24 protein-coding genes and 2 tRNA genes are annotated in these 26,790 nt (G+C 69.2%); 9 read left to right on the top strand and 17 right to left on the bottom strand.

Annotation, left to right across the window (positions count from 1 at the left end):
• The first annotated feature begins 511 nt into the window (after positions 1–511).
• Together ACIA8R_RS14820 and ACIA8R_RS14815 are read left to right on the top strand one after the other, a co-directional pair.
• Complete coding sequence (locus ACIA8R_RS14820; RefSeq protein WP_397038665.1) at positions 512–928, top strand: hypothetical protein; 417 nt, start codon at positions 512–514, stop codon at positions 926–928.
• Between the two features lie 117 nt (positions 929–1,045).
• Entirely contained in the window at positions 1,046–1,240 is a 195-nt protein-coding gene (locus ACIA8R_RS14815; RefSeq protein WP_364104446.1) for a hypothetical protein, read from the top strand.
• Here the strand turns inward: ACIA8R_RS14815 and ACIA8R_RS14810 are convergent.
• The 4 genes from ACIA8R_RS14810 to ACIA8R_RS14795 all read right to left on the bottom strand — a co-directional run bounded on the left by ACIA8R_RS14810 (position 1,228) and on the right by ACIA8R_RS14795 (position 5,074).
• A complete protein-coding gene (locus ACIA8R_RS14810) occupies positions 1,228–1,899 on the bottom strand; it encodes a response regulator (RefSeq protein ID WP_357708280.1) in 672 nt (223 codons plus the stop codon). The two genes, ACIA8R_RS14815 and ACIA8R_RS14810, sit on opposite strands and share 13 nt — an antisense overlap.
• Positions 1,896–4,415 carry a DUF4118 domain-containing protein gene (locus tag ACIA8R_RS14805; RefSeq protein ID WP_397038662.1) on the bottom strand — a complete coding sequence of 840 codons (2,520 nt, stop codon included), beginning with the start codon at positions 4,413–4,415 and terminating at the stop codon, positions 1,896–1,898. The genes ACIA8R_RS14810 and ACIA8R_RS14805 overlap by 4 nt, the downstream gene beginning before the upstream one ends.
• Before the next feature lie 9 nt (positions 4,416–4,424).
• Entirely contained in the window at positions 4,425–4,892 is a 468-nt protein-coding gene (locus tag ACIA8R_RS14800) for a group II truncated hemoglobin (RefSeq protein WP_364104452.1), read from the bottom strand.
• Between the two features lie 105 nt (positions 4,893–4,997).
• Positions 4,998–5,074 (bottom strand) — tRNA-Met (locus ACIA8R_RS14795).
• Between the two features lie 337 nt (positions 5,075–5,411).
• Between ACIA8R_RS14795 and ACIA8R_RS14790 the strand changes: the two genes are divergently transcribed.
• Positions 5,412–5,558 carry a hypothetical protein gene (locus tag ACIA8R_RS14790; protein WP_397038660.1) on the top strand — a complete coding sequence of 49 codons (147 nt, stop codon included), beginning with the start codon at positions 5,412–5,414 and terminating at the stop codon, positions 5,556–5,558.
• A gap of 42 nt (positions 5,559–5,600) precedes the next feature.
• Here ACIA8R_RS14790 and ACIA8R_RS14785 read toward each other — a convergent pair.
• The 5 genes from ACIA8R_RS14785 to ACIA8R_RS14765 form a co-directional block, all read right to left on the bottom strand.
• A tRNA-Met gene (locus tag ACIA8R_RS14785) sits at positions 5,601–5,677 on the bottom strand.
• Between the two features lie 57 nt (positions 5,678–5,734).
• Positions 5,735–8,689: a UPF0182 family protein gene (locus ACIA8R_RS14780; protein ID WP_364104458.1), complete on the bottom strand. Its 2,955-nt coding sequence runs from the start codon at positions 8,687–8,689 to the stop codon at positions 5,735–5,737.
• 129 nt (positions 8,690–8,818) lie between these two features.
• A complete protein-coding gene (locus tag ACIA8R_RS14775; RefSeq protein WP_357708287.1) occupies positions 8,819–9,865 on the bottom strand; it encodes a PDZ domain-containing protein in 1,047 nt (348 codons plus the stop codon).
• A 10-nt stretch (positions 9,866–9,875) separates the two neighbouring features.
• Positions 9,876–10,301 carry a molybdenum cofactor biosynthesis protein MoaE gene (locus tag ACIA8R_RS14770; RefSeq protein ID WP_357708288.1) on the bottom strand — a complete coding sequence of 142 codons (426 nt, stop codon included), beginning with the start codon at positions 10,299–10,301 and terminating at the stop codon, positions 9,876–9,878.
• Positions 10,302–10,324: 23 nt separating this feature from the next.
• Complete coding sequence (locus ACIA8R_RS14765) at positions 10,325–11,398, bottom strand: NAD-dependent epimerase/dehydratase family protein (RefSeq protein ID WP_364104480.1); 1,074 nt, start codon at positions 11,396–11,398, stop codon at positions 10,325–10,327.
• A gap of 130 nt (positions 11,399–11,528) precedes the next feature.
• Here ACIA8R_RS14765 and ACIA8R_RS14760 point away from each other — a divergent pair, with 130 nt between their 5' ends.
• The 3 genes from ACIA8R_RS14760 to ACIA8R_RS14750 are packed head-to-tail and all read left to right on the top strand — an operon-like array spanning position 11,529 to position 14,332.
• Positions 11,529–12,758 carry a zinc-dependent metalloprotease gene (locus ACIA8R_RS14760; RefSeq protein ID WP_397038658.1) on the top strand — a complete coding sequence of 410 codons (1,230 nt, stop codon included), beginning with the start codon at positions 11,529–11,531 and terminating at the stop codon, positions 12,756–12,758.
• Positions 12,755–13,315: an NUDIX hydrolase gene (locus ACIA8R_RS14755; RefSeq protein WP_364104466.1), complete on the top strand. Its 561-nt coding sequence runs from the start codon at positions 12,755–12,757 to the stop codon at positions 13,313–13,315. The genes ACIA8R_RS14760 and ACIA8R_RS14755 overlap by 4 nt, the downstream gene beginning before the upstream one ends.
• 30 nt (positions 13,316–13,345) lie before the next feature.
• Positions 13,346–14,332 (top strand): endonuclease/exonuclease/phosphatase family protein, encoded by a 987-nt coding sequence (locus ACIA8R_RS14750; RefSeq protein WP_364104469.1) that lies wholly within the window; start codon positions 13,346–13,348, stop codon positions 14,330–14,332.
• Between the two features lie 7 nt (positions 14,333–14,339).
• Here ACIA8R_RS14750 and ACIA8R_RS14745 read toward each other — a convergent pair whose 3' ends face one another.
• From ACIA8R_RS14745 to ACIA8R_RS14735, 3 genes are all read right to left on the bottom strand, one after another.
• On the bottom strand, positions 14,340–14,924 hold the full coding sequence (locus ACIA8R_RS14745) for a hypothetical protein (protein WP_364104472.1): 585 nt from the start codon (positions 14,922–14,924) through the stop codon (positions 14,340–14,342).
• Positions 14,921–15,436 (bottom strand): M48 family metallopeptidase, encoded by a 516-nt coding sequence (locus ACIA8R_RS14740; protein ID WP_357708293.1) that lies wholly within the window; start codon positions 15,434–15,436, stop codon positions 14,921–14,923. The genes ACIA8R_RS14745 and ACIA8R_RS14740 overlap by 4 nt, the downstream gene beginning before the upstream one ends.
• 67 nt (positions 15,437–15,503) lie before the next feature.
• The gene (locus tag ACIA8R_RS14735; RefSeq protein WP_357708295.1) at positions 15,504–16,286 is read right to left on the bottom strand and encodes an enoyl-CoA hydratase-related protein; all 783 of its coding nucleotides are present in this window, start codon (positions 16,284–16,286) and stop codon (positions 15,504–15,506) included.
• A 386-nt stretch (positions 16,287–16,672) separates the two neighbouring features.
• On the opposite strand from ACIA8R_RS14735, the gene ACIA8R_RS14730 reads away from it, so the two are divergent.
• From ACIA8R_RS14730 to ACIA8R_RS14720, 3 genes are all read left to right on the top strand, one after another.
• Entirely contained in the window at positions 16,673–18,142 is a 1,470-nt protein-coding gene (locus tag ACIA8R_RS14730; RefSeq protein ID WP_397038654.1) for a thiamine biosynthesis protein ThiF, read from the top strand.
• A gap of 63 nt (positions 18,143–18,205) precedes the next feature.
• Positions 18,206–19,540 carry an AarF/UbiB family protein gene (locus ACIA8R_RS14725; protein WP_364102816.1) on the top strand — a complete coding sequence of 445 codons (1,335 nt, stop codon included), beginning with the start codon at positions 18,206–18,208 and terminating at the stop codon, positions 19,538–19,540.
• Positions 19,541–19,808: 268 nt separating this feature from the next.
• A complete protein-coding gene (locus tag ACIA8R_RS14720) occupies positions 19,809–20,705 on the top strand; it encodes an aminoglycoside phosphotransferase family protein (protein WP_357708297.1) in 897 nt (298 codons plus the stop codon).
• A 637-nt stretch (positions 20,706–21,342) separates the two neighbouring features.
• Here ACIA8R_RS14720 and ACIA8R_RS14715 read toward each other — a convergent pair.
• The 5 genes from ACIA8R_RS14715 to ACIA8R_RS14695 all read right to left on the bottom strand — a co-directional run bounded on the left by ACIA8R_RS14715 (position 21,343) and on the right by ACIA8R_RS14695 (position 26,760).
• On the bottom strand, positions 21,343–21,759 hold the full coding sequence (locus tag ACIA8R_RS14715) for a VOC family protein (protein WP_357708299.1): 417 nt from the start codon (positions 21,757–21,759) through the stop codon (positions 21,343–21,345).
• 20 nt (positions 21,760–21,779) lie between these two features.
• Complete coding sequence (locus ACIA8R_RS14710) at positions 21,780–22,223, bottom strand: helix-turn-helix transcriptional regulator (protein ID WP_352352820.1); 444 nt, start codon at positions 22,221–22,223, stop codon at positions 21,780–21,782.
• 658 nt (positions 22,224–22,881) lie between these two features.
• Positions 22,882–23,151, bottom strand: a complete 270-nt coding sequence (locus ACIA8R_RS14705; protein WP_125636897.1) for a WhiB family transcriptional regulator — start codon at positions 23,149–23,151, stop codon at positions 22,882–22,884.
• Positions 23,152–23,698: 547 nt separating this feature from the next.
• On the bottom strand, positions 23,699–24,568 hold the full coding sequence (locus ACIA8R_RS14700; protein WP_189652464.1) for an acyl-CoA thioesterase II: 870 nt from the start codon (positions 24,566–24,568) through the stop codon (positions 23,699–23,701).
• Between the two features lie 158 nt (positions 24,569–24,726).
• On the bottom strand, positions 24,727–26,760 hold the full coding sequence (locus ACIA8R_RS14695) for an ATP-dependent DNA helicase UvrD2 (protein WP_397038685.1): 2,034 nt from the start codon (positions 26,758–26,760) through the stop codon (positions 24,727–24,729).
• Positions 26,761–26,790 lie beyond the last annotated feature (30 nt).

Raw genomic sequence — 26,790 nt, 5'->3', positions numbered from 1 at the left:
TTGAGTTCTCAAGAAACGGACGCGTACTTCCTCACCAGAACCCGTTCCCGGATCCTCGTTCAGAGGCGTTCATTTCGTCTTGCGTTCTTTCGTTGTGTCTTAATTCTTTCAGCCGTTCAAGTCTCTGTCAAATTGACCGGACTTGCTCGACCTGCGGTAATTAAGTCGCGCCCCGCTTCCGGGACAACCCCTCTAACTTACCAGCTCATTCAGACCGCTCTGAACCGTCTTGAATGAACCAGAGGAAGTGGGATTTGCCGGGCTTCTCTTGAGGCTCTTGCGAGCCCCTCGGCCGCCCTGCGCGAAGCAACTCTAGCAGTCTCCCGCGCCTACTTCGCGCCACACAGGTAATCGTAGGGTCCTTCCCTGGCCACAAGATCGTCAAACCTAGGTCATCCGGGGGCATGTCCGCCCGTACGACACCCGGAGTCAAGCCGTCAGCAAGTCATCCGCAATCGCCCCTCGGTACGAAGGTATCCACGAGCAGACTGCGCTCTCGGAGGTGCCCGCCATGACCCGCTCGGAGTTCGACGACATCCGTGCCTTCCTCGCCGACCCGGCGACTCATGCGGGAGACCTCCTGCGAATCGCCCGAACCCTGATCGAAGACCTCGAACACGCACGTGTGCGCGAGGCCGTCCTGCGTACCCATTACCTGCGGCTGCTCACGGCGGCGCAGGCGACGGTGGCGGCCGACATGGTCGGCGCGCCCGACCCGCTCGCCTTCCTCACCCGCGAGCTGGCCGAACGCGGCCAGCTGCCCGCGGACGAGGAGGACGTTCAGCGCATCCTGGCCGACGCGCGTACGGCCGAGGCGCTGCTCGCCTGCCTGCACGAGGAGCAGCAGCCGCAACAGCCGCCGGTCGTGCGGGTGCGCGGGATGCGACTGCGGCGGTGCGTCGGGGCGCACCGGACGCTCCCCCGCTGAGCCGGCGGTCCCCCACAACCGATCGTTCTGGGCTGTTCCACCCGGTACGGCAGGCTTCGACCGGATGAGGACTGTGGCCATACCCGGCCTTGGCTACCCGGCTGTAACACTGCACTTATGTGGCAACGGGGGCTGAACTGGTCGGCAATCATCCTGGTCGGGATATTTGGTCTGATGTGGATCGGTGTTGTGATCTATGCAGATCAGACGTCTTCGGTGTGGGTGCGTGCCGCTCAGGTGCTGTTCGGAATCCTGTTGTTCGGGTGGGCTGTGCTCAAGGCGATCGTCATGGTCAGGGATCAGGAGGGCTGAAACCGGTACCCCATGCCGGGTTCGGTCAGCAGGTGCACCGGGTGGGCGGGGTCGCGTTCGAGCTTGCGGCGCAGTTGGGCCATGTACTGACGCAGGTAGTGCGTCTCTTTCAGGTAGTTGGCGCCCCACACCTCGGTCAGCAGCTGCCGCTGGCTGATCAGTTTGCCGGGATTGCGGAGCAGGATCTCCAGGAAGTGCCATTCCGTCGGAGTCAGCCGTACGCCGCCTGAGATCGTCTTGTCGGCGAGGTCGATCACGTGGTCGCCGAGCCGCACCGTCGCGGGTTCCTCTTCGTGCTGGTTCGTGCGGCGGGTCACCGCGCGGATGCGGGCCAGCAGCTCGTCGATGCCGAACGGTTTGGTGACGTAGTCGTCGGCGCCGGCGTCGAGTGCGTCCACCTTGTCCGTGCTGTCGGTACGTCCCGACAACACGATGATCGGGACCTTGGTCCAGCCCCGCAGCCCCTCGATGACCTCGACCCCGTCGAGGTCGGGCAGTCCGAGGTCGAGGACGACCAGGTCGGGATGCCAGTCGGCGGCCTGGCGCAGCGCCGACGCGCCGTCGGGGGCGACCGCGACCTCATAGTGCCTGGCCGCCAGGTTGATGCGCAGGGCACGCAGGATCTGGGGCTCATCATCGACGACGAGCACACGGGTCACGGGGCCCTCCTCAGTGAGACGGTCATGGTGAGCCCTCCTCCGGGGGTGTCCTCAAGGAGGAGCGTGCCGCCCATCGCCTCGGTGAGGCCGCGCGAGAGTGCGAGACCGAGGCCCACGCCGGTGTGGTTGTCGCGGTCGCCGAGTCGTTGGAAGGGCAGGAACACCCTTTCATGTGCTTCTGGGGGGATTCCTGGCCCCCTGTCGATGATGCGCATCTCGACGTGTTCGCCGTGCCAGCTCGCGGTGACGAGCACGGGCTCGCCTTCGGGGCTGTAGCGGACGGCGTTGGCCATCAGGTTGACCAGGACGCGTTCGAGCAGGGCCGGGTCGGCCTGGAACTCCGGCAGGTCGACCGGAAGGTCCCCTTTGACGCGGTCGCGCAGCGGGCCGAGGTCGTCGATGGCGCGGGGCAGCACGTCCTCGACGGCGACGGGTCGCAGGGTGACGCCCAGGACGCCGGCCTGGAGGCGGCTCATGTCGAGCAGGTTCGAGACGAGCCGGTTCAGTTTGATCAGGGACTCGTGGGCGGTGGCCAGCAGTTCGGCGCGGTCTCCGTCGGACCAGGCGATGTCGGTGTTGCGCAGGCTCTCCACGGAGGCCATGGCGGAGGCGAGCGGGGTGCGCAGGTCGTGGCCGACGGCGGCGAGCAGCGCGGTGCGCATGCGGTCGGCCTCGGCCAGCGGTTCGGCGCGCTCGGCCGCCTCGCGCAGCCGTTCCTGGCGCAGGGCGACGGCGGCCTCGGCGGCGAACGCCTCCAGGACGCGGCGGTCGCTGGCGTCGAGCAGCCGGCCGCGGGTCGCGAGCACCAGCCGGTCGTCAATGGTGACGACGCCGCGCCCGCCGTCCGCAGCAGTGGCGGGCGGGGCGGTGATCGGGGGGCCGCCGGACGTGGCGACGATGCGCCAGTCCCCCGGCGGGTCGTCCCGTTCGAGCAGGGTGACCGCGGTCAGTCCGAACGTCTCGCGCAACCGTCCGAGCAACGAAGCGAGCGCCGACTCCCCGCGCAGGACGTGTCCGGCCAGCGTGGAGAGCACCTCGGCGTCCGCTCTCGAACGGACCGCCTCCCTGCGGCGCCGGGCGGCCACGTCCACGACCGTGCTGACCATGGCGGCGACCAGGACGAAGATGGCCAAGGAGAGCACGTTCTCCGGCTCGGAGATGGTCAGGGTGTGCACCGGCGGCGTGAAGAACCAGTTGAGCAGGCCGAACGCGAGCACCGCCGCCGTGAGCGCCGGCCACATCCCGCCCACCAGCGCGACGCCGACGACCAGCAGCAGGAAGAGCAGGATCTCGCTGGGCAGGCTCAGGTCCAGCGGCGCGATCACGCCGGTGAGCGACGGCATCGCGACCAGGGTCAGCGCCCAGCCGGACAACCTTCGCGTACGCGTCAACGCGCCCCTGGACGGCGGCCGGCCGGAGCCCTTCCTGATGGCTTCGTGCGGGACCATGTGCACGTCGATCGAGCCGGACAGCGTGGTCGTCGTCATGCCCACGCCTCGGGTGAACAGCTGCGCGAGCCGTCCCCGCCGGGAGGCGCCGAGGACGAGCTGCGAGGCGTTCACGCCGTCGGCGAACTCGATCAGCGCACGCGGGATGTCGTCGCCGACCACCTGGTGGTAGGTGCCGCCGAGGTCCTCGACGAGTTTGCGCTGGCGTACCAGGTTGGCGGGATCGCTCCCGGTGGACAGGGTGTCGGCCCGGGTCACGTGCACGGCGAGGAGGTCGGCGCCCTTGGTCCTGGCCGTGATGCGGGCGGCGCGGCGGACGAGGGTGTCGCCCTCGGGGCCGCCGGTGAGGGCGACGACCACGCGTTCGCGGGCCTCCCAGGTACCCGCGATGTCGTGGTCGGCCCGGTACGCGGTGAGTTGCCGGTCTACCCGGTCCGCCACCCAGAGCAGGGCGAGCTCCCGCAGGGCGGACAGGTTGCCGACGCGGAAGTAGTTGGCGAGGGCGGCGTCGACGCGTTCGGGCGGGTAGACGTTGCCGTGCGCGAGCCGTCGGCGCAGGGCCTCGGGTGACATGTCGACGAGTTCGAGCCGTTCGGCCCGCCGTACGAGGTCGTCGGGGACCGTCTCGCGCTGCGGCAGGCCGGTGATCTGCTCGACCACGTCGCGCAGGGACTCCAGGTGCTGGATGTTGAGCGTGGAGACGACGTCGATGCCGGCGTCCAGGATGTCCTGGACGTCCTGCCAGCGTTTGGCGTGTCGGGAGCCGGGCGCGTTGGTGTGGGCCAGCTCGTCGACCAGCACGACCTTGGGGCGGCGGGCGATGACCGCGTCGGCGTCGAGCTCGGTGAACGTGGCGCCGCGATGGGGAAGGGTGCGTCCCGGCACGATCTCCAGGCCGTCGAGCAGGCGGGCGACCTGGTCGCGGCCGTAGGTCTCGACATGGCCCACGACCACGTCACGGCCACGCTCCTTGGCCCGTCGCGCCTCGCCGAGCATGGCGTACGTCTTGCCGACGCCGGGCGCCGCGCCCAGGTAGACCCGCAGTCGCCCGCGCGACGTGCTTCCCATTCCTCCAGGTTACGGCTGGTATGGCGGAGCGACTCCCCAACCCCAGTGCGGAACCGGGGCCTCCGGTGGCGGGGTCGCGCCGGGCTGGGAGTTGTGCACGGCCAGCCGGGTGCCCCACTCGATGTAGCCGGCGAACGCGGCCCTGAACTCGGGGTCGTCGGGCAGGCCGACCTCGTCGGCGGCGTCCATGAGGAGGTTCACCCAGCGGCGGCGCTGCGGCTCGGTGATCGCCCGGCCCAGGTGGTGGGCGAGCATGTGGGAGTATCCGCCGCGTTCGTGGGTGTACCGGTCGGGGCCGCCGAAGACCTCGCTGAGCCACATGGCAACGTATTTGGGATGGTCGGCGTCCATGTGGGCGAACAGCGGACCGATGAGGTCGTCCTTCAGGACGGTCCGGTAGAACGTCACGGTCAGCCGTTCGAACGCCTCGGTTCCGCCCGCCCACTCGTAGATGGTCGGAACGTCTTTTTCCGTCATGTAATCATGTAATCAGGACAGAGGTCGTACGACAAGCCTGAGCACGATCTAGGGTCGAAAACGACGAAGTCCCTGGTCGCCGTGTGGCGACCAGGGACTTCGGCTTGGTAGCGGGGACAGGATTTGAACCTGCGACCTCTGGGTTATGAGCCCAGCGAGCTACCGAACTGCTCCACCCCGCGTCGGTGTGTTGTTATCAACTATACCGCCCTTTCGGAGTCCCTCGACCCGGTCGGCCTTGTCCGGGCGCGTCGGCGGCGTGATCATGGGCCTCATGCTGCTGAAACCTCTCCCGGCACGCCGCTCTCTTCCGCGTCGCAGGATTCCCCTCGTGGCGGTGCCCGTGGCGGTGGCTCTGCTCGTCATGGTGCCGATGTGGGGCAACGACCTCCGCTTGGCGGACATGGAGAATCGGGTTCTCGCCCATCCGCTACCGCCTGGCACCTCCTTCAACGCCTCCGGGGCGCAGGGGTCGGTGGGGGTGCAGGTGACCACTGTGACTTCCTCGTCAGGTTCTCGTTGCTCACCAGCCTGCCCGAGGCCGAGCTCACGAGCTACTACGACAAGGCGGGCGGCCGGGTGTACTTCAGCGACGGCGATCCCGCGGCCGCCGTGGTCGAGTTCCTGGAGACGGACGACGCCGGATGGGATCTGCGGTGCCGGTGAAAAAGCAACGAGGTCCTGGCCGTCGGCCAGGACCTCGAATCTTGGTAGCGGGGGCAGGATTTGAACCTGCGACCTCTGGGTTATGAGCCCAGCGAGCTACCGAACTGCTCCACCCCGCGTCGTTGTCTTGCTTCTCAAGCCTATCGGTGACGCGGGGTGGGCGCAAACCGAATGGGCTAGGTCGCGCCTCCGGCCTGTGTGCCCGACGGTGTAGGCGTCGGCGTGGACGTTGCCGGCGGTGAGGCCGACGGTGACGCCGAGGGAGAGGCCGACGGGGAGGCCGAGGGCGACGGGGTCGCCGCCGGCTGGACGTTGGCGCTCTCGATCTGCTTCAGCGCCTCCTGCAGCCGCTTCTGCGCCTTGCCGTACTCGTCCCAGTTCGGGGGGTTGGCCTGGAGGGCCTTCTGGGCGTCCTCGTAGGCCTTCTGGGCGTTGGAGATGGCGGTGTTCATCGCCGACGTGTTCGTCTGGTTGGGCGTGTTCTGCTGCGGCTGGGTGTTCTGCTGTTGCTGCTCGCCGCCGAACACCTGCTCCAGCGCCTGGTCGAGAGTGTCACCCGAGCCGACCTTGTTGCCGAACGCCACCAGCACCCGCCGCAGGATCGGGTACGGCTCCTGGCCGGTGCCCGCCTTGGTCTGCACGTAGACGGGCTCGATGTAGATCAGCCCGTTCGCGTACGGCAGGGTCAGCAGGTTGCCGTACCTGACGTTGGCCTGGCCGAGGCCGAGGGGGCCCAGCTCGCCCGAGAACTTGTTCTGGAAGTTGTTCTGGGCCTGACCGGGGCCGGGGACCGTGGTGTTGGACGGCATGCGCAGGATGCGCAGCTTGCCGTAGTCCTTGCCGACCGTGGAGCCCGCCGCCATGAACGCCGCCAGGTTGGGGCCTTCTCTGGGGACGAAGGTCGTGGTCAGCGAGAACGACGGCTCGGACTCGTCAGGCATCGTCGCCGTCAGGTAATACGGCGGCTGCTTGACCGACTGGTTGCCCTGCGACGGGTCGCTGGGGATGTTCCAGAAGTCCTGGGCGCTGTAGAAGGCGGCCGCGTTGGTGACGTGGTAGCGCGACAGCATGTAGCGCTGGACCTTGAACAGGTCTTCCGGGTAGCGGACGTGCGCCTGGAGTTCGGGGCTCATCTGCGAGGCGGGCTTGATCGTGCCGGGGAAGGCGTTGGACCACGTCTTCAGCACCGGGTCGTTGCCGTCCCAGGCGTAGAGCGTGACCGTGCCGTCGTAGGCGTCGACCGTGGCCTTGACCGAGTTGCGGATGTAGTTGATCTCGTCCTGCGGCTGCTGGGCGACCACGCGACGGTCGGTGGCCAGGTCGCGGGTCATGTCGCCGAGGCTCTCGCTCTGCGAGTACGGGTACGCGTTGGACGTGGTGTACCCGTCGATGATCCAGGTGATCCGGCCGTCGACGATCGCCGGGTAGGCGTTCCCGTCGAGGGTCAGGAACGGCGCGACCTTCTCCACCCGCTCCCGCGGGTTGCGCACGTAGAGGATCTTGGAGTTCTCGTTGATGTCACCCGACAGCAGGATGTTCATCTCGCCGTACTTGGCGGCGTAGACCAGCCGGCTGAGTGCCGAGCCGATCGGCACGCCGCCCTTGCCGGTGTAGGTCGTGTTCTGCTGGCCCGTCTGGCCGCCGGAGACCGGGTAGTCGAGCTCCTGTGGCTTGCCGGGGTTGCCGCCGGCGATGACGTACTCGGTGGAGCCGGGATTCTCACCGAAGTAGACGCGCGACTCCTTGAGCCCGGTCGCGGCGGCGAGGTCGCCGGTGACCGGCATGTCCTTGCTGTCGTAGGCGGGCAGGCCGCCCGCGTCGACCTGGTTGCCCGGCGCGGAGACGAAGCCGTAGCCGTGGGTGTAGACCAGCGCGCGGTTGATCCAGTTGTTCTGGGGCGCGGGCGGGCCGAGCAGCTCGCGGACGCCGACCACGTGGTCGACCAGCTTGCCGTCCTTGCCCGGGTAGCGGTCGACGTCGAGCTGGTCGGGGAAGCCGTAGAAGCCGCGGATGCGCTGGGTCTGCTCGAACGTGGACGACACCAGCGCCGGGTCGAGCAGGCGTACGCCGGTCACCGACTCGTCGCCGCCGGCGCTGACCTTGGTCGGGTCGGCCTGGGCGTTGTAGTCGATCACTTCGGCGTTCTGCACGTCGTAGGCTGATCGGGTGGCTTGGATGTTCCGGTCGATGTAGAGGGCTTCCTTGCCCTGCTGGTTGGGCTTGACCTGGAACTGCTCGACCAGCGCCGGGTAGACGCCGCCGATCAGGATCGCCGAGAGCACGAGCAGGCCGAACGAGACGCCGGGCAGCATGCCGCCGGGGCGCACGACACCGGCGAAGAACAGCACGGCACAGATCAGCGCGATGATCGCGAGGATGTTCTTGGCCGGGAGCACGGCGTTGACGTCGGTGTAGGACGCGCCGTGCACGTAGCCCCGGTCGGAGAAGACCAGACCGAACCGGTCGATGTAGTAGGCGACGGCCTTGAGCAGGACGAACACGCCGAGCAGCACGGAAAGGTGGATCCGCGCGGCCTTGGAGGCGTGCACGCCCGGCGACTGCAGCCGGAAGCCGCCGTAGAGGTAGTGGGTGATCGTGGCCAGGACGATCGAGATGATCACGGCGGTGAACAGGAAGTTCAGCACCATCCTGATGAACGGGTAATCGAACATGAAGAAGGAGATGTCCATGCCGAACATCTCGTCCTTCTTGTCGAACGTGGCCCCGTTCACGAACTGCAGCCACGTCTTCCACTGCCCCGCGAACGAGGAGCCGGAGAAGAGCGCGAGCAGGCCCATGCCGACGATGAAGATCAGCTTGCGGTGGGGGTCGAGCGCCATGCGATAGCGGTCGGCTCCGCTGCCGCCGCCGAACACGGCGGGGCCGAACATCGGCCGGGTGCGGAAGGCCAGCAGCATGTTGCCGCCCACGATGCCGACCATGAGCACCGCTCCGACGAGGAACAGCACGATCTCGGTCAGCAGCACCCCGGAGAAGACCGACGTGTAGTTGGTCGCGTCAAACCACAGGTAGTCGGTATAAATCCCAGAAAAAAGAAAAAACAGGGCCACGATCGCGACCAGCGCGATGGCCACAGGCAGAAGCAGCCGCGGCCGGCGTGGCAAGCGCATCGCCCTGCCGGCCCCTGGGGTCCGGAAGCTCAAGGCCAACCCCTCGTCGTGATGAAGAAACGGTCCGTGTCTGGCAACTTACACCGCAGCGCCAGCCGTACGGCTAACGCACGGCGCTCGCCGGAAGTTTCATCCGGCCTCACAAGCGGGCACATTGCCCTTTCCGGTGCGCAGCGCGTCGAGCGCGAGCACCGCGTCGTGCAACGTGTCGGCCTTGACCAGGCGCAAGCCGTCGGGGACGGCCTTCATGGCCTCGGCGCAGTTGTCGGCGGGGGTGAGGAAGACGGTCGCGCCCGAGTCGCGGGCCCCCACCATCTTCTGGGCGATGCCGCCGATGGGCCCCACCTGGCCCTCGGTGTCGATGGTGCCGGTGCCGGCGATGCGCTTGCCCCCGGTGATCTCGCCCGGGGTCAGCTTGTCGAGTATGCCGAGCGAGAACATCAGCCCGGCGCTCGGCCCGCCGACGTCGCCCACGTTGATCTCGACGTCGAAGGGGAACTTGAACTTCTCCTGCATGAGCACGCCGACGAGGGGCTTGCCGTCCTTGCTGGCGATCGGCTGGAGGGAGACGTCGAGCTTCTGGCTACCCCGGGTCACGTTGAAGGTCACGGTCTCGCCCGGCTTGTGGGCCTTGACGGTGTCTCCGACGAGCTGGGAGTCGGTGGCCGGCTTGCCGTCGACCGAGTTGATCTGGTCGCCCTTCTGCAGCTTGCCGTCGGCGGGCTTGCCCTTCTCGGTGGACAGGACCGTGACGACCCGCTCGTAGGGGATCTTGAGCTCGTTGAGCGCGGCGGCCTTGGCCGAGTCTTGGGAGTTGGTCATCTCGACCGCGTTCTCCTCGTCGACCTTCTTCGCGTCGCGGCCGGGCGGGAAGATGGTCTCCTGCGGGACCACCGCGACGGTCGGGTCGATCCAGCCGCGCAACGCGGTCAGCAGGTCGATCTGGGCGGCCGGGCCACCCTGGTAGGCCACCGTGACCAGGCTCAGCGCGCCGCTGGTCGGATAGGTCTGCCGACCGCTGATCGAGATCACCGGCTTCTTGTCGATCTCGCCGATGGTGTTCTCTGTGGGGCCGGGACTCAGCACGACGTACGGCACCGGCCGGAACGCGCCCACGACGCCCAGCGCGAGCACGAAGAAGCCCGCGAGCAGCAGGGTGAGGACGCGTCGTGACATGGTGATGAGCTTATTCGCAGGCGCCGACCCACTCGGTCTCGCCATCGGCGAACACCTGATGTTTCCAGATGGGGACCTCTGACTTGAGGTCGTCGATGAGCCTGCGCGAGGCCTTGAACGCCTCGTCACGGTGTGGCGAGGCCACGGCGACGATCACCGCCGTGTCGCCGAGCCCCAGGTCGCCGACCCGGTGGACGGCGGCGATCGCGGTGACGGGGAAGTCGGCCGCGACCTTCTCGGCGACCCGGCGCAGCTCGTCGGGCGCCGAGGGGTGGGCCGAGTAGGAGAGCCGGGTCACGGGCTTGCCATGGTCCTGTTCGCGCACCGTGCCGATGAAGATCGCGGTGCCGCCGGCCGCGTGGTCTTCCACCGCGGCCAGCACCTCGTCCACGGACAACGGGGTGTCACGAATGCCGAGCAACCGGATGACGTCCACGGAAAGAGCCTAACCTCACGCTCCTACTGGCGACGCTTTTTGCGCACCTGTCGGACGATCGCCGCGGTGCCGATGACGGCGACCGTGGCGCCGGCCGCGGTGAGCGTGGCCTCCTTGACCGGCAGCCGCCTGCCGACCACGGTGGTCCTGTTCTCGCGGAGTTCGAGGAGCTGCCGGAAGGCGGCGTCGTTGGTCCACGTGGGTTTCCAGCCCGCCTCGCGCAGCGCCGAGCAGTCGACGACCCACGGATAGACGACGTAGTGCAGGTCGGTGGCGGGGGCCGGGGTGATGCCGAGCCGGTGCAGGCGCTGCGCGGTGCCGAACGTGAGCCCCGCCGGCAGCTCGAACCGCCGGATTCCGGACAGCTCCTCGACCTGCTCCTGCTCCAGCCAGCCGTCGGAGCCCACGGCCACCACGCCGGTGACGACCCCCTTGGCGGCCAGTTCCAGCGCCGAGATCAGGTCGTCGATGTGGCAGAACTGCCAATGCGGGTTGCAGCCCTTGACCGTGAGCAGCCTCGGCGACTCGAAGTGCCGGGTGATGACCGTGTCGACACCCGGGCCGACGACCGCCGCCGGGCGCAGCACCGTGACGTCCAGGCCCGGGTGGCTGCGCAGCGACCTGCGGACCAGCGACTCGATCTCCAGGTAGTCGCCCACGACGCCGGTGTCGGGCTCGGCGGCCACCGGGGAGTCCTCCGGCAGGGGGACCTCGTTGTCGGGCGCGGCGCCGTAGACCATGGCACTGGTGACCAGGATCACCCGCCGCACGCGGGCGGCGGCGCAGGCGGTGAGCACCGTTTGCGCCGCTCTGAGGTTGTACGCGCGCCGCGCCCCGGGCTCGGAGTCGACGGCGTAGTCACCGGCCAGATGGACCAGGACGTCGATGTCGGAGATCCGGTTCGCCAAGAGCGGATCCCGTACGTCGATCACTCTCCACGTGGCTTCCTGAACGTCGCCGCGCTCCTCGTCGATGGCCACCACTCTGCGGAAATCCGCGGAGGATACGAGCCTCACGAGCAACTCGCGGCCGATGCCGGAGGCCGCGCCGGTGACGGCGACGACGGGTTGGCGCGGGCGTTTCGAGGTAGGCACCAGGTCCTCACTTTGCACTGATCCGCCGTAGGACGACTAACGTGGCGGATGTGGACTCCTCCATCCTGCACGAGGTAGAGCGGTGACTGACCTGCCAGGTCGCGAAAACGACCCTAACGAGAACCCGTTCGCCATGTTCGGCAACCCTGAGCAAATGGCTCAGGCGATGCGCCAGTTCGCCGACATGTTGTCGGCGCCTCAGGGTTCAGGCCCTGTCAACTGGGACATGGCCAAGAACATCGCACGACACGCCGTGGTCGCCCAAGGCGATCCGAGCGTCATGGAAGGCGAGCGCCGCCAGATCGTCGAGGCGCTGAGCCTGGCCGACCTGTGGCTGAACGAGGCGACGACACTGCCGAGCGGCGTGTCCAACCCGCAGGCCTGGAGCCGGTCCGAGTGGATCGAGAACACGGTCCCGGTCTGGCGGAAGCTTTGCGAGCCCGTTGCCGAACGCATGGTCGAGACCATGGGCGGCGCGCTCGGCGGCTCCGGGCTGCCGCCCGAGGCCCAGCAGATGGCCGGGCCGCTGATGGGCATGCTCAAGCAGATGGGCGGCATGATGGTCGGTCAGCAGATCGGCCAGGCGCTCGGCTCGCTGGCGCGCGAGGTCATCGGCACGACCGACATCGGGCTGCCGCTGTCCGGCACGGCGGCGCTGCTGCCCGGCGGCATCGCCTCCTTCAGCGAGGGCCTTGAGATCCCCGCCGACGAGATCAGGCTCTATCTGGCGTTGCGCGAGGCCGCGCATCACCGGCTGTTCCAGCACGTCCCGTGGCTGCGCTCGCACCTGCTCGGGGCCGTCGAGGAATACGCCAAGGGCATCACCGTGGACACCTCCGCGCTGGAGGAGCAGATCCGCGGGCTCGACATCAACAATCCCGAGGCGATCCAGGAGGCGCTGAGCGGCGGCGGCCTGCTCAAGCCCGAGGAGACCGAGCGGCAGAAGGCCGCCCTGGCCCGTCTGGAGACGATGCTCGCCCTGGTCGAGGGGTGGGTGGCCACGGTGGTCGACCGCGCCGCCGACGGCAAGCTGCCCTCGGCCGTCGCGCTGGCCGAGACCGTACGCAGACGCCGGGCGACCGGCGGGCCCGCGGAGCTGACGTTCGGCACGCTGGTCGGGCTGGAGCTGCGGCCCCGGCGGCTGCGCGAGGCGGCGGCGCTGTGGCGCGCGCTGGAGACCGAGCGCGGCGTCGACGGCCGCGACGCCCTGTGGGGCCACCCCGACCTCATGCCGACGGCCGAGGACCTCGACGACCCCGACGCGTTCGTCCGCGGCGAGGCGGCCTGGGACATCTCCCAGCTGGAGGCCAAGCCCGACAACGAGAACGGCGGCGAGGACGGCGACCAGGACGGCGGCCGGTGACCCTGCACGACGACGCGGTGGCGGTGCTGTCCTCGTGGACCGCGCCGACCTCCGGGGAGGAGGCGCTGCGCGCCGAGTTCCTCGGCCATCTGCGGACGTACGACGACGCCATGTGGCGCGCGTGCGCGCCCGGCCACCTGACGGCCACGACCGCCGTGCTCAGTCACGACGGCGCCCAGGTGCTGCTCACGCTGCACCCGAAGGCCGGGCGCTGGCTGCCCATGGGCGGCCACTGCGAGGACTTCGACGCCACGCTTGAGGCGGTGGCGCTGCGCGAGGCCACCGAAGAGTCGGGAATCTCCGGACTTGAGCTGCTGCCCGGGCCGCTGGCCGTGGACAAGCACGAGGTCTGGTGCCACCCGCCGCGCAGCTGGCACCTCGACGTCGAGTACGCGGCCGTGGCCCCTCCCGGCGCCGAGGCCGTCATGAGCGACGAATCGCTCGACCTGCGCTGGTTCCCCGTCGACGAGATCCCCGAACCGACCGACGAGGCCACGCGCCGGCTGGCCGCACGCGGACGCGCCGCTCTCGGCTCGCGCTCCCGTTCGCTGGGCTAGAGTCCTTCGCATCGTTCCAAGGGGGACCGCGTGGAGACTTCCGCCGTTGGCGGCACGATCGTGACGCCTGGCCGCAAGCCGCGCAAGCTGCCCGGCAACGTCCTGACCTGGCTGGCCGTGACACCCTTCGCGGCCTGGGCCGTGGCCCGGGTGGCCGGGCTGGAACGAGGTTCGCTGCCCACGCAGCTCATGACCGCGACGCCGTACGCGGCGGCCGGGTCCCTGGTCCCCCTCCTGATCGCCGCGGTCGGGCGCAAGCGGGCCGCGACGGCCGTCGCGCTGCTCACCACGACCGCGCTCGGGTTCAGCGTCCTGCCCCGCGCGCTGGGCACGGCCGAGGCCACGACCGGCAGGCCGTTCAAGGTCATGACCATCAACATGCTGTTCGGCAGGGCCGACGCGCAGGTGATCGTGAATCTGGTCCGCGAGTTCCGGCCCGACGTGCTGAGCACGCAGGAGCTGACGCCGGCCGCCGTGGCCGACATGGACGCGGCGGGCCTTAAGGGGCTCATGCCTCACCGCGTACTTGAGGACGAATGGGACGCCGGCGGAAGCGGCCTCTACTCCAGGCATCCGCTCCAGCCGCTCCCGGACCTGGTCCCACCCGTGGGGCACAAGATGCCCGCCGCCATGGTGTCGCTGCCGGGCGGGAAGCCGATCGAGTTCGTGGACGTCCACCCCTACCCGCCGCTCGGCCCCAACGTGGTCAACTGGAACGAGGCGCTCTCCAAGCTGCCTTCCGCCAGCCGCGAAACCGTGCGGATCCTCGCCGGCGACTTCAACGCCTCGCTCGATCACGCCTCACTGCGCAGGCTGCTGGCCCGGGGGTACAAGGACGCGGCCGATCAGGTGGGCGCGGGGCTGATCCCCACGTGGCCGGCCAACAAGCGGGTGCCGCCGATCATCACCATCGACCACGTGCTGGTGGACGAGCGGGTGGGGGTCAGGGAGGTCAGCGTGCGCGACGTGCCGGGCACCGATCACCGGGCCGTGCTGGCCGAGCTCACCGTGCCCTGAGGCGTGGTCAGCGGCTCGTGATCAGGGCGCGGGTGTTGTCCCAGCCTTCGAGACCGGGGTCGAGGCGTTCGACGTCGTCGAGGGTGCGCAGCCGATGCCAGCCCGAGATGGTGGCGACCCTGCGCGGGCCCGGCGCCTGGGCGCGGAGGGTGGCGACGACGTCGGGATCGTCGAGGTCGGGGTCGGCCCAGCCGGGAAGCGGGAGCGAGCAGGCCAGCGCCACCGCGCCGCCGCCCGCCGCCGGGCAGACCGTGATCTCGGCCCGGCCCAGCTCCCTGAACAGCTTGCCGACCAGCAGCGAAGGCAGGTCGGGCGCGTCGGCGTTGATCACGGCGGCCTGGTCGCCGGACAGCCGGCCGAGAACCGCGCGCAGCGGCTCGTCCTCCGCGATCGTGACGATCTCCGTGCCGGGCCAGACGATGTCGTCGAGGCCGGGGACTGCGGTGATCAGGACCGGGGTCACGAACTCCAGGCCGGCGACCATCTCGTAGGTGTCCTCGGCCACGGCCTCCAGGAACTGCCGTGGATCGACGCCGGGGGGCGCCGCTTCGGCCATGTGGCCGCGTACCAGGACGGCGACGATGCGCGTCAACACTCCTCCGGTGCCGTGGGGGCCGCCGCGGAGAATCCTTCGAGGAAGCCGCGTGCCCGCTCCGCCTTCGGATACTGTTCTACCAGCGCCCAGAACCTGGGGCCATGGCTCGGCACGATCAGGTGCGCGAGCTCATGGATGATGACGTAGTTGATGACCCACTCGGGCAGGCCCTTGAGCCGGGTCGAGATCCTGATCGTCCCGTTCTCCGGGGTGCAGGAGCCCCAGCGGTGCTGCTGGTTGTCGACCCATCGGACGCTCACGGGGTCGGGCCGGCCGTCGAGGTACTTCACCGACAGTTCCCTCGCCCGTTCGAGCAGGGCCTCGTCGGTCGGCCTTCTTCGTTCTTCCTTGGCGGCCAGCCGGTCGAGCATCCGGCTCACCCATTCATCCGCGTCTTCGCCGCTCAGCCAGGCTGGCAGGAGCACGATCGTCTTGTCGCCGTCGCGGTAGGCGGAGACCGTACGCCGGCGACGAGAACTGCGACGGACCTCGACTGTCTCGGGGGGCACATAAGCACGTTAGCCGAGACTGACGAAATTCCACAGAGGGTGGACGTTGTTTCTGCTGGTCAGATGATTAAGAGCCGGTGAATTTGGGCATGCGCCTTTCCCGATGCGCCGACAGGCCCTCCAGCAGGTCCGATGATGCCATGGTCACGGGCTGGGCCAAGGATTCCCACCTCAGGGCGGCTTCCAGGTCTTGATGGTCTTGGTTCAGCGCGACCTTTGTGAGGCGGGTGGCAACTGGAGCCATCTCTGCGATCTTCTTGGCGATGACCGAAACCTCGTCGAGAAGGTCATTCTTCGGGAAAGATTGATTTACCAAGCCTTTATCTGCCGCTTCCGTACCCGTAAGCGCGCGGCCGGTCAGGAGCATCTCCCGGGCCAGTCCGGCGCCGCCTCTTCTGGGCAGCAGATAGGTGGCGGCCATGCCCGGATGCAGGCCGAGCCGGGTGAAGGGGGCCAGCAGTTTCGCGTCGTCGGCGGCGTAGACGAGGTCGCAGGCCAGGGCCACGCACAGGCCCGCGCCGACGGCCGGGCCGTTGACGGCGGCGACGGTCGGGACCTCCAGACCGGCGATCATGAGCCAGGTGCGGTAGAAGGCCAGCATGCGGTCGCGCAGCGGCGGCACGGCCTCGGCGCCCCGCTCGCCGATCCACGACAGATCGCCGCCGGAGGAGAACGCGCTGCCCGCGCCGGTGACGACGACACAGCGCAGGTCACGATCGGCGGCCAGGGTGGTCATGGTTTCGCGCCATTCGGCCGTCATCGTGTCGGTCATGGCGTTGCGCAGGTCTGGGCGGTTGAGGGTGAGGAAGACGACTCCGTCGTCTTGGCGGTCGACCAAGAGCTCGCTCATGCGGCGAAGCGTAACGCCCTGCGGCGGCCGGATGCGGTTCGCGGCCGCCGCAGGGCGTTGGATGCGGTCCCCCGGCCACCCCGGGGCGTTGGATGCGGAGCCCGGCCGCCGCAGGGCATTGGATCCGGTCCCCCGGCCACCGCAAGGCGCTGGATGCGGAGCCCGGCCGCCGCAGGGCATTGGATCCGGTCCCCCGGCCACCGCAAGGCGCTGGATGCGGAGCCTGGCCGTCGGCGGCCGGGTGCGGTTTCGGGCGGGCGCTGCGTTCTACGGGGTGGCGGGTTTTCCACAGGGCAGGCGGCGCGGTCGGAGGTTGTCCACAGGCCGCGCGGAAGCGGCTCGGGATCTTGGTCGGACGTGCGAACCTTCCGGCCATGAGGCCACGTGTGAAGCCGGCCCTCCGGCGCATCCTCCGCGACGAGCACACCTTGCAGTACGGCGTGCATCCCCTCCGGGCCATCACGCTGACCGGCCTGACGAGATCGGTGCGTCAATGGATCGAGGGGCTCGACGGCACCCGCGACCTGCGGCGGGTGCTGCGCGACGCGGCGGCGGCCGGTCTCGACGAGCCGTGTGCTCAGGCTTTGCTCGACTACCTTGCCACGCGGGGCGCCCTTCACGACGCCGGTCCGTTCCCTGAGCCGCTGCGGGAGCTCTCCCTCGCCGAGAGAGATCGGCTGAAACCGGACCTCGACGCGCTCGACCTCGCCTCCAACGGCCCCGAGGGCGGCGTCGAGCTGCTGCGACGCCGCCGGGAGGCCAAGGTCCGGGTCTACGGGGCCGGGCGCGTGGGGGCGCAGATCGTTGCCCTGCTGGCGGCGGGTGGGGTGGGCGACATCCGGGTGATCGATCCCGGGCCGGTCCGTCCGGGTGACATCACGCCGGGGGGCCTGACGTGGGCCGAGGTAGGGCTGTCACGGGAGGAGGGCGCGGCGGCGGTCGCCAGACGGCTCCTCGCTCCCCCGCCGAAGAACGCCGCTGCCACTGCCGCTCCCGGTCCCGGGGCCGGGTCTGGGGCCGGGGTCGGGGCCGGGGCCGGGGCCGGGGCCGGGGCCGGGGCCGGGGGCCGGGCACGAAGTCGCACCTCGTCCTCACAGCCAACGGTTCGGAGCGCGGCGCCGTCCGGTGGGGGCCGACCTGTGCGCAAGGTTCCTGCGCCGTCCGGGGATGTCGGCGGCCAGCCCAGGCGGCCGGGTATCGCGGCGGCCGGCACCGCCGCTGCTCGGCCGATGCGTTCGGACGGCGCGTCACCTCGTACCGGCGGCGCGCGTGTCTCTCCTGCTGGGCCGCCCTCGCCGGGGGTGGAGGAGCGCGGCGTGCCTGAGGTGGGTCAGGATGTCGTCCCGTCCTCGAACGTCCTGGCCGGCGCTCCTCATCTGGGGGACGGGACCGCGCGTCCCGATCTCGTCGTCCTGGCGCCCGTCGGGCCTCTTGACGGGGTGCTGGTCAACGAGCTGGCCGACTTCGGCATCCCGCATCTGCTGGCGTCGGCCTTCGAGGGGCACGGGTCCGTCGGCCCGCTGGTGCTTCCGGGGGAGACGACGTGCCTGCACTGTCTCGACCTGACGCGCCGGGATCACGACCCCGCCTGGCCGATCGTCACCGCCCGGCTGGGGGGCTATCCACCCGGGGAGATCGCCTGCGGCACGGCTCTCGCCACGCTCGTCGCGGCCGCGGCGACCGGCCATGCGCTTGCTCATCTCGAAGGCCGCGCGTCCTCTGTGACGAACGGCACAATGGACGTAATGCCTGATTGGTGCTGGAAAACGCGGTCGTGGAGCAGTCATCCGCAATGTCGTTGTATGCGAAACAATCCTTATTCGCTAACAATGGACATGTCACCTACCAGCGACTGACGTGCTCAGGGGACGACCACGAAGGGGGGAAGCGGCATCTCGGGAGAGGTTCCGCGCATGAGTGTGAGCGATCTTCCGCGCCGGGCAGTCACCCGCTCTGCCAAGTTGGCCACCCTTCCGCTCGGGTTCGCCGGGCGGGCCGCCCTAGGCCTGGGCAAGCGCATCGGCGGCAAATCAGCAGAAATCGTGGCCCAGGAGGTTCAGCAGCGTACTGCCGAACAGATCTTCAAGGTGCTCGGCGAGCTCAAGGGCGGGGCGATGAAGCTCGGGCAGGCATTGTCGATCTTCGAGGCGGCGCTTCCGCCGGAGATCGTCGGCCCCTACCGGGCGACCTTGACGAAACTCCAGGACGCCGCCCCTCCGCTTCCGGTCGCCACCGTCCACAAGGTGCTCACCGAGCAGCTGGGGGACGATTGGCGCAAGCACTTCCTCTCGTTCGACGACCGGCCCACGGCCGCCGCCTCGATCGGCCAGGTGCACAAGGCCGTCTGGAACGACGGGCGCGAGGTGGCCGTCAAGATCCAGTACCCGGGGGCGGGCAAGGCGCTGCTCGGCGACTTCACCCAGCTGGCCCGGCTGGGCAAGATGTTCGGGGCGCTGCTGCCGGGCCTTGACATGAAGGCGCTGCTGGCCGAGCTGCGCGAGCGGATCGCCGAGGAGCTCGACTACCTTCGCGAGGCCGAGGCCCAGCACGCCTTCGCGCTGGAGTTCAACGGCGATCCCGACTTCCACGTCCCTGACGTGGTGGCGGCCAACGAGATGGTGCTGGTCAGCGAGTGGATGGACGGCACTCCCCTGTCGCGGGTGATCTCCGAGGGCAGCAAGGAGGAGCGTGATCATGCGGGGCTGCTGTTCGTCCGGTTCCTGTTCTGCTCCCCCGCCCGGGTCGGCATGCTGCACGCCGATCCTCATCCGGGTAACTTCCGCGTCCTGGCCAACGGCAAGCTCGGCGTCCTCGACTTCGGCGCGGTCAACCGTCTGCCTGAGGGGTATCCGAAGGTCTTCGGGCAGCTCACGCGCATCTTCAACCAGGGCGACATGGGCACGGTGATGACGGGTCTGCGCGAGGAGGGCTTCATCCGCGAGGACATCGACATCGATGCCGACGCCCTGCGTGGTTTCCTGGCACCGTACGTGGAGCCGACGGCGGTGGAGGAGTTCACCTTCAGCCGGGAGTGGCTGCAGGCCCAGGCCGCCAGCGTCGCGGATCTCCGGCCGACGAACGTGGTCCGCCAGCTCAACCTGCCGCCGTCGTACGTGCTCATCCACCGGGTGCATGCGGCCGGCGTCGGCGTCCTCTGCCAGCTGGGCACGACGGCCCGCTTCCGTGACGAGGTGATCCGCTGGGTCCCGGGCTTCGCCGACGACCCGAACGACGAGGCTCTGGCGATCGGCTGACCTGGACGGCGCTCTCGGTCTGGGGAGAGTGGGGTGCTCTGTTGGGTGGAGTGTGCTTCGAAGGACTCCGACCGGCCGTCTTGCTGGGGCCTGTTGGGGATTCGTCAACGAACCGACGCACCGCCGGGCAGGAGTTCGTGGAGCACTTCGACGGTCGTCGGGGCGAGCCCGGCTCCTGCGGCATGCACGTGACCCTTGCCGACTTGCACATGTCTGCTTCTCCTGAGCGAGAGCCGGTCCGCCTGACGCCTCGGTACTGTGACTTCGCATGACCGACACCGAGATCGAGATCACCGCAGATCTGGTCCGCGACTTGCTGCAGGAGCAACATCCAGACCTTGCGGGGCTGGCCATCCGCGAGGTGGTGGGCGGTTGGGGCAACCAGATGTGGCGCCTCGGCGACGAGTTGGTCGTGCGCATGCAGCGCATGGACCCCACCCCGGAGCTCCAGCTCAACGAGCGGCGGTGGTTGCCCGTACTGGCCCCGCGCCTGCCGCTCCCGGTGCCGAACCCGGTACGGTTCGGCGAACCGTCCGAGCGCTTCCCCAAGCACTGGACCGTGATGACGTGGGTTCCCGGCGAGCCGCTGGACCACGGCTCGATCAGCCGCGGCGCCCACGCGGCCGACACACTGGCGGACTTCCTCAAGGCACTCCATGTGGAGGCGCCCGCCGAGGCGCCGATCAGTACGGACCTCGGCGCCCATCCCAGGGACTGCACGGACGGCTTCGAGAACTTCCTCCAGGCCGTTGCCCTCGACGACATCGCTGCCGACGTCCGGGCCGTCTGGGCCGACGCCGTTGCGGCCCACGCGTGGGAGGGGCCGCCGGTGTGGGTGCATGGCGACCTTCATCCCGCGAACGTCGTCGTCTCGGACGGAACGCTCTCGGGCGTCATCGACTTCGGTGCCATGTTCGCCGGTGATCCGGCGTGGGATCTCGCCGCCGCATGGGTGCTGCTGCCCGCGGGCACGGCCTCACGGTTCTTCGACAGGTACGGGCGTGCGGACGAGGCGGCGATCCGGCGCGCCCGCGGGCTGGCCGCCATGAAGAGCCTCTTCCTGGTGCTCATGGGACAGAACGGAGATCGGGGTCTTCCCGGCGGCAAGCCGCACTGGGGACCTGCGGGCCGGGCGGCACTTGATCGTGTTCTGAAGGGCGTTTGACACGCACACTTCTGGGACTTGTCCGAGATCTTGGTCGAGGGCCATGCGGCAGCCCATCTTCGTGGGGTTCGCCGGTCACCGCGCGTGGCGGCATGCCCAGGTCCACGGCAGACCGTCTGTGATCGGCCGTTCAGGTCTGTTCGTGCGGCCTCCGTCACCACCAGGCACCCAAATGCCGCTCTGCGCGGAAGCAGCAACCGCGCAGGAACTCGTCATGACGCTCAGGCGCCCGGGTGGTCGACGGGGGCCATCGCCTCCGGACGTCCTCGCTCCGGGACCAGTGGCGTCAAGGTGGCCGCCGGGCTTCGGAGCCTGAGCCCCTGGACGATGCATGGCGCGCACGACGCCTGGTGACCTACGCGGCATCGTCCCTTCGGATAAGGATCATGTCGCCATCGTGTCATGGGCAGGGAGAGGGTGGCCGTTCGTCTGGGCTCGGCTGGTCCTTGTGAGGTCCGTACGGGTTGGGGCGCGGAGGTGGCGGATCCCCTTGAGACGCCGTCTCTGGATGCTTGGTCTCAGGCGGAGCCTCGGAAGGGTGTTGCGCGCGGCGAGGCCATCGCTGGGGTGACGTTCCTGCACGTGGGTCAGGGGACGACCCCAAGGAAGCGACCGGGGCGACGGCGACGAGTGCGGGTCAGGGGTGGCGTTCCTGGATGCGGATCAGGTTGCCGGAAGGATCGCGTACGGCGCAGTCGCGAACGCCGTACGGCTGGTCCATCGGTTCCTGGACGATCTCGGCGCCGTTGGCCTTCAGTCGTTGGAACGTGGCGTCGAGGTCGGTGGTGGCGAGGTTCACGCCGGCGAAGGTGCCTTTGGCCATCATCTCGGTGATGGTGCGGCGTTCGTCGTCGGTGATGCCGTAGCCGTTCGCGACCGGTGGTTGCAGGACGATGGAGGTGTCCGGCTGCCCGGCCGGGCCGACCGTGAGCCAGCGCATCCCCTTGTAGCCGACGTCGTTGCGGACCTCGAAGCCGAGGACGTCGCGGTAGAAGGTCAGGGAGGCTTCCGGGTCGGTCTGTGGGAGGAAGCTGGAGTGGATGGTGATGTCCATGGAAGTCACGCTAATTGGGGTCAGGTAAGCGCGGTCTCTCGGTTCCTGATGGGTCTGGTCACCTGTTTGGCCACGCACGACGGCATGCCCGCGGTCGCGCTCGCCGCGCGGCGGCGGTAGACGCTGGGGGGTACGCCGACCAGTTCGGCGAAGCGGGTGCTGAAGCTGCCCAGCGAGGAACAGCCGACCGCGAAACAGACCTCGGTGACGCTCATGTCACCGCGGCGCAGGAGCGCCATCGCGCGTTCGATGCGGCGGGTCATCAGGTAGCCGTACGGGGCCTCGCCGTACGCGCGGCGGAACTCGCGGCTCAGGTGGCCGGCCGACATGTTCACGCCGCGGGCCAGGGCCTCGACGTCGAGCGGTTGGGCGTAGTCGCGGTCGATGCGGTCGCGGACGCGGCGCAGCAGGGCGAGGTCACGCAGGTGCTGCGCTTCGGCGGGTCTGCTGGTCACATGCGCCATCGTACGTCGCTCGGAGGGCGGGACGCGCCGCAGGACTCCCAGCTCACAGCGGGCCCGTGCCCCTTCAGCTCCGCACAAGGGCAATGGGGCCCCCAAAGCCGGAAGGCCCGGTTGCCGCCCCTCAAGAAGGCCGCCCAACGGGATCACAAACGCGCCAAGGCCCTGGGTTGCGGATCGGGGTGAAGCCCGGCGGCCAGACGGCGCGTGACGGAGGCCGGTACAGAGAGGCGCTCGGAAGAACCACCCCCGACCTCATGGCGCGTGACAGAGGCGGAGGTCTTGAAGGAATCGCCCTGCACCGGCGCGTGACGGAGGTCGGTGCAGAAGCAGTCACATGGAAAGAGCCGGGCGCTGGGTGCGCCCGGCTCTTCTGGTGCAGGTGAAGATCAGGAGATCCTGCGCCGGCGGCAGGACCTCCGCGATCACATCTGCTGACCCAGCGCCCTTCGCAAGCGGTCGTTGGCCCGCTTGACCTCGCGTCGCGCCCGCTGTACGCGGCTTACGCGCAGGATGAGACGCTGCTCCTCCGCCTCTCGGTGGAGAGTTTGTATTCGGTCGTTCACCAAGTCATGAAACAGATACGGCACGGCCAGGCTCCTGGTGGAAGAAGTGTTCATCGGTGTTCTGGTTCTTTCTTGTTCGTAGGGCCGGAAGGTGGTCAGGCAGCGACCGGGTGCTTGCGGGGACGCCCGCGCGGACGCTTGCGGGGAACAACCGTTCCCCTGAGGATCAGTTCGCCGCCCCAGACTCCCCAGGGCTCCTCGCGCTCCAGCGCGCGGGCCAGGCAGGCCTGCTGGATCGGGCAGCCGCCACAGAGAGCCTTGGCGAACTCGACGTCCTCGGGTGACTCTGCGAACCACAGGTCAGGGTCGGTACGACAGGGGATCTTGGCTTCGTCGATCAGGTCCATGATCGTCTTCGCCCCCATCTGCTTCTCCTTTTGATCGAGCTTTTTGATCTTGGTCGGGCACCTCGGAGGTGGTCGGGGATCGCGGAAAAACAAAGAGGCCGCGGATCCTGTGTGCGGATCCGCGGCCTGGGGGCTGCTATGTGCCGGTCAGGTTATGACCGGAGCATCCCTCCAGGGTTGCGGACCGCACAGTCCACCCTTGGTGAGCTGGTTGGTCGGGGCAGCGATACCTGCGCCATAGACAGGAACGCCTTGCGGAGCGGCGACACCCGCGTGAGCCCTCGCGCGGAAGGCGGGGGCCTGGATACGGGCAGACTTCTCCTGCCGCAGCTTGGCCGGCCCATCGGCGAGCCTCACCGAGTCACGGCGTGCGGAAGCGAGCCACTGCGTGGCCGACATCTTGATGCTCATCACCGGGGCTCACCTCCACTCATTTGATCGTCGGAAACAGGAGTGTCCGACTCGCTTGTCCATGACCCTAAACCGGGAAGCCGGGAAGGGGCAACATATTTTCTACCTGCGATTTTGTGACACAACCACGGTGTCACAACCCGCTGTGACGCGACTACTTCGCCACGCGGATCATCGCCTCCTGGACGACGGAGACCACCAGCTCGCCCGACGCGGTGAACATCTCGCCGCGCGCCAGGCCCCGGGCGCCCGCCGACCAGGGGGCCTCCTGGGCGTACAGGAGCCAGTCGTCGGCCCGGAACGGGCGGTGGAACCACATCGCGTGGTCGAGGGACGCGCCGATGACGTTCGAGGCTCCCCAGGCCATCCCGTGGGCCAGCAGGATCGTGTCCACGAGGGTGAAGTCGGAGGCGTAGGCGGCCAGGACGACGTGCAGCAGCGGGTCGTCCGGCAGATCGGCGTCGTAGCGGAACCACACGTTGGTCTGGGCGCTGCGCAGCTCAGGGTTCAGGTGCGCCTCCCACGTCAGCGGCGAGACGTAGCGGGCGTCCACGGGCCGCGGGCGCGAGAGCCATTCCCGCAGCTCGGGGTGGTCGCCCAGCACCTCCGACATCCTGTTCTGGAACGTCGGCAACGTCTCGGGGGCGGGCACGACCGGCGCCACCGAAGCCTGGTGCTCCACGCCCTCCTCGAAGATGTGGAACGAGGCCGACATCGTGAAGATCGCCTTGCCGTGCTGGACGGCGACGATCCGGCGGGTGGTGAACGACCGGCCGTCGCGCAGGCGCTCGACGTTGTAGACGATGGGGATGGACGGGTCGCCCGGCCTGATGAAGTAGGCGTGCAGCGAGTGGACGTGCCGGTCCTTGGGGACGGTGCGGCCGGCCGCCACGAGGGCCTGCGCGGCCACCTGACCGCCGAAGACGCGCTGGATGCGCTCCTCCGGGCTTCTGCCCCGGAAGATGTCCAGCTCGATCTGCTCAAGGTCGAGCAGGTCGAGCAGCTCCTTCAGCGCCTCGTTCACAGGGCCCCCTCACAGACGAACATTCCACGGACAAGTCTGACGTGCCCCGCCTGTTCCCCCAAACCCGCCCTGCCTTGCCGGAAAACCGCCTGGCCATCGTTTCGGCCGGTGGCGAAGGACGTCACACGCGTGAGGGGCCCGGCCGTACGTGAGGGATCTCACCCGCAACACAGGCCGAGGACGGCCTCGCCGTAGCGGTCGACCTTGACCCGGCCGATGCCGGCGATCGACAGCAGCTCCTGCTCGGTGGCCGGCGCGCGTTCGGCGATGGCCTGGAGGGTGACGTCGGTGAAGACGACGTACGGCGGGATCTTGGCCTCCTTGGCGGTGGCCGTGCGCCAGACCTTGAGGCGTTCGAGCAGGGCCTCGTCGTAGTCGGCCGGGCAGGTCGCGCAGCGGCCGAGCTTCTGCTCGGCGGCGGCCACCAGCGTCTTGGCGCAGACCCGGCAGCTCACCGGCGCGGCGACCTGGCGGCGTTCGCCGGCCGGGGTGCTCATGCGGGGCGGCGTCGAGGCGCGGCCGGTGAGCCCGTCGAGGAAGCGGGAAGGGCGGCGGCTCTTGCGCCCGCCGGGCGCGCGGGCCAGCGCCCAGGACAGCGACAGGTGCTCGCGGGCGCGGGTGACGCCGACGTAGAGCAGGCGGCGCTCCTCCTCGATCTGCTCGGGGGTCTCGGCGTAGATGATCGGCAGCATGCCGTCGGTGACGCCGACGAGGAAGACCGCGTCCCACTCCAGGCCCTTGGCGGCGTGCAGCGAGGCGAGCGTGACGCCCTCCACCGGCGGCGCGTGCTGCTCGGAGGCGCGGCGTTCCAGCTCGGCGACGAAAGCGGGCAGGTCGGCGCCGTCGGCGGCCATGTCCTCGGCCAGGTCGGCCAGCGCCTTCAGCGACTCCCACTTCTCCCTGGCCTTGCCGCCGCCGGGAGGGGAGGGGGTCAGTCCGACCCCGGCCAGGATGTGGTGCACCTCCGAGGCCAGCGGCTCGCCCGCGGCCGACCGGGCGGCGCCGCGCAGCAGCACGACCGCCTGCCGCACCTCCGGACGCTCGAAGAAACGCTCGGCGCCGCGCAGCACGTACGGGATCTCGGCCTTGGACAGGGCCTCCTCGTAGGACTCCGACTGGGAGTTGACCCGGAACAGCACGGCGATCTCGCGCGAGGGCACGCCCTTGTCCATCAGCTTCCTGATCGCCCGCGCGACGCCCGCGGCCTCGGCCGGCTCGTCGTCGTAGTCGGAGAAGACCGGTTTGGGGCCGTCGGGGCGCTGGGCGATGAGTTCGAGGCGGTTGGGGGTCTTCGACTTGGCGATCACCAGGTTGGCCAGGTTCACCACCTGCGGGGTGGAACGGTAGTCGCGGACCAGCCTGATGACGGCGGCCCCCGGGTGCTCGACGGCGAAGTTGGTGAGGTAGCGGGGGCTGGCGCCGGTGAACGAATAGATGGTCTGGTTGGGGTCGCCGACCACGCAGATGTCGTCGCGGCCGCCGAGCCAGGTGTCGAGCAGGAGCTTCTGGAGCGGGTTGACGTCCTGGAACTCGTCCACGACGAAGTAGCGGTACTGCTGGCGGATCTGGGCCGCGACCTCCTGGTGCTCGGTCATCACGGCCGCGGTCAGTTCGAGGATGGTCTCGAAGTCGACCAGGTGGCGTTCGCGGCGGATGCGTTCGTACGCCTCGTAGAGCCGGGCCACCTCCTCCGGGGAGCCGGGCGGCGTGCGGTGGTGCTTGGCGGCGGCGGCCACGTAGTCTTCCGGGCCGACCTGGGAGACCTTGGCCCATTCGACTTCGGCCGCGATGTCCCGCAGCTCGGACCGGTCGGGATTTTTCCGGATCTGGCGGCAGGCTTCGACCAGCACCGGCAACTTCGACTCGATGACCGAAGGGGCCTCGCCGCCGATCACCCGGGGCCAGAAGTAGGTGAGCTGGCGCAACGCGGCCGCGTGGAACGTCCGGGCCTGGACGCCCGGCGCCCCCAACGCCCGCAGCCGCTGCCGCAACTCCCCCGCCGCCCGGGTGGTGAACGTCACCGCGAGCACGCTCGGCGCGTCGACCACTCCGGTGCGCACCGCGTGGGCGATGCGATGGGTGATCGCCCTCGTCTTGCCCGTGCCGGCGCCGGCCAGCACGCACACGGGGCCGCGCACGGCCTCGGCGACCTCCCGCTGCTCCGGGTCGAGGCCGCTCAGGACGTCATCCACGCTGTTCACCCGATCTTCCTCCCCGCAAGT

This window comes from Nonomuraea sp. NPDC051191, from assembly GCF_044455665.1.
In the GTDB taxonomy this organism is placed as follows: Bacteria; Actinomycetota; Actinomycetes; order Streptosporangiales; family Streptosporangiaceae; genus Nonomuraea.
The sequence above is the reverse complement of the archived record's forward strand: the minus strand, read 5'-3'. Positions and strand labels throughout refer to the sequence as shown.

Excerpts from the sequence above, each read along its gene's own strand:
- ACIA8R_RS14805 (WP_397038662.1), bottom strand. The coding sequence starts at position 4,415 with ATGGGAAGCACGTCGCGCGGGCGACTGCGGGTCTACCTGGGCGCGGCG.
- ACIA8R_RS14800 (WP_364104452.1), bottom strand. The coding sequence starts at position 4,892 with ATGACGGAAAAAGACGTTCCGACCATCTACGAGTGGGCGGGCGGAACC.
- ACIA8R_RS14760 (WP_397038658.1), top strand. The coding sequence starts at position 11,529 with ATGTTCGGCAACCCTGAGCAAATGGCTCAGGCGATGCGCCAGTTCGCC.
- ACIA8R_RS14780 (WP_364104458.1), bottom strand. The coding sequence starts at position 8,689 with ATGCGCTTGCCACGCCGGCCGCGGCTGCTTCTGCCTGTGGCCATCGCG.
- ACIA8R_RS14735 (WP_357708295.1), bottom strand. The coding sequence starts at position 16,286 with ATGAGCGAGCTCTTGGTCGACCGCCAAGACGACGGAGTCGTCTTCCTC.
- ACIA8R_RS14720 (WP_357708297.1), top strand. The coding sequence starts at position 19,809 with ATGACCGACACCGAGATCGAGATCACCGCAGATCTGGTCCGCGACTTG.
- ACIA8R_RS14775 (WP_357708287.1), bottom strand. The coding sequence starts at position 9,865 with ATGTCACGACGCGTCCTCACCCTGCTGCTCGCGGGCTTCTTCGTGCTC.
- ACIA8R_RS14815 (WP_364104446.1), top strand. The coding sequence starts at position 1,046 with ATGTGGCAACGGGGGCTGAACTGGTCGGCAATCATCCTGGTCGGGATA.
- ACIA8R_RS14715 (WP_357708299.1), bottom strand. The coding sequence starts at position 21,759 with ATGGACATCACCATCCACTCCAGCTTCCTCCCACAGACCGACCCGGAA.
- ACIA8R_RS14705 (WP_125636897.1), bottom strand. The coding sequence starts at position 23,151 with ATGGGGGCGAAGACGATCATGGACCTGATCGACGAAGCCAAGATCCCC.
- ACIA8R_RS14710 (WP_352352820.1), bottom strand. The coding sequence starts at position 22,223 with ATGGCGCATGTGACCAGCAGACCCGCCGAAGCGCAGCACCTGCGTGAC.
- ACIA8R_RS14820 (WP_397038665.1), top strand. The coding sequence starts at position 512 with ATGACCCGCTCGGAGTTCGACGACATCCGTGCCTTCCTCGCCGACCCG.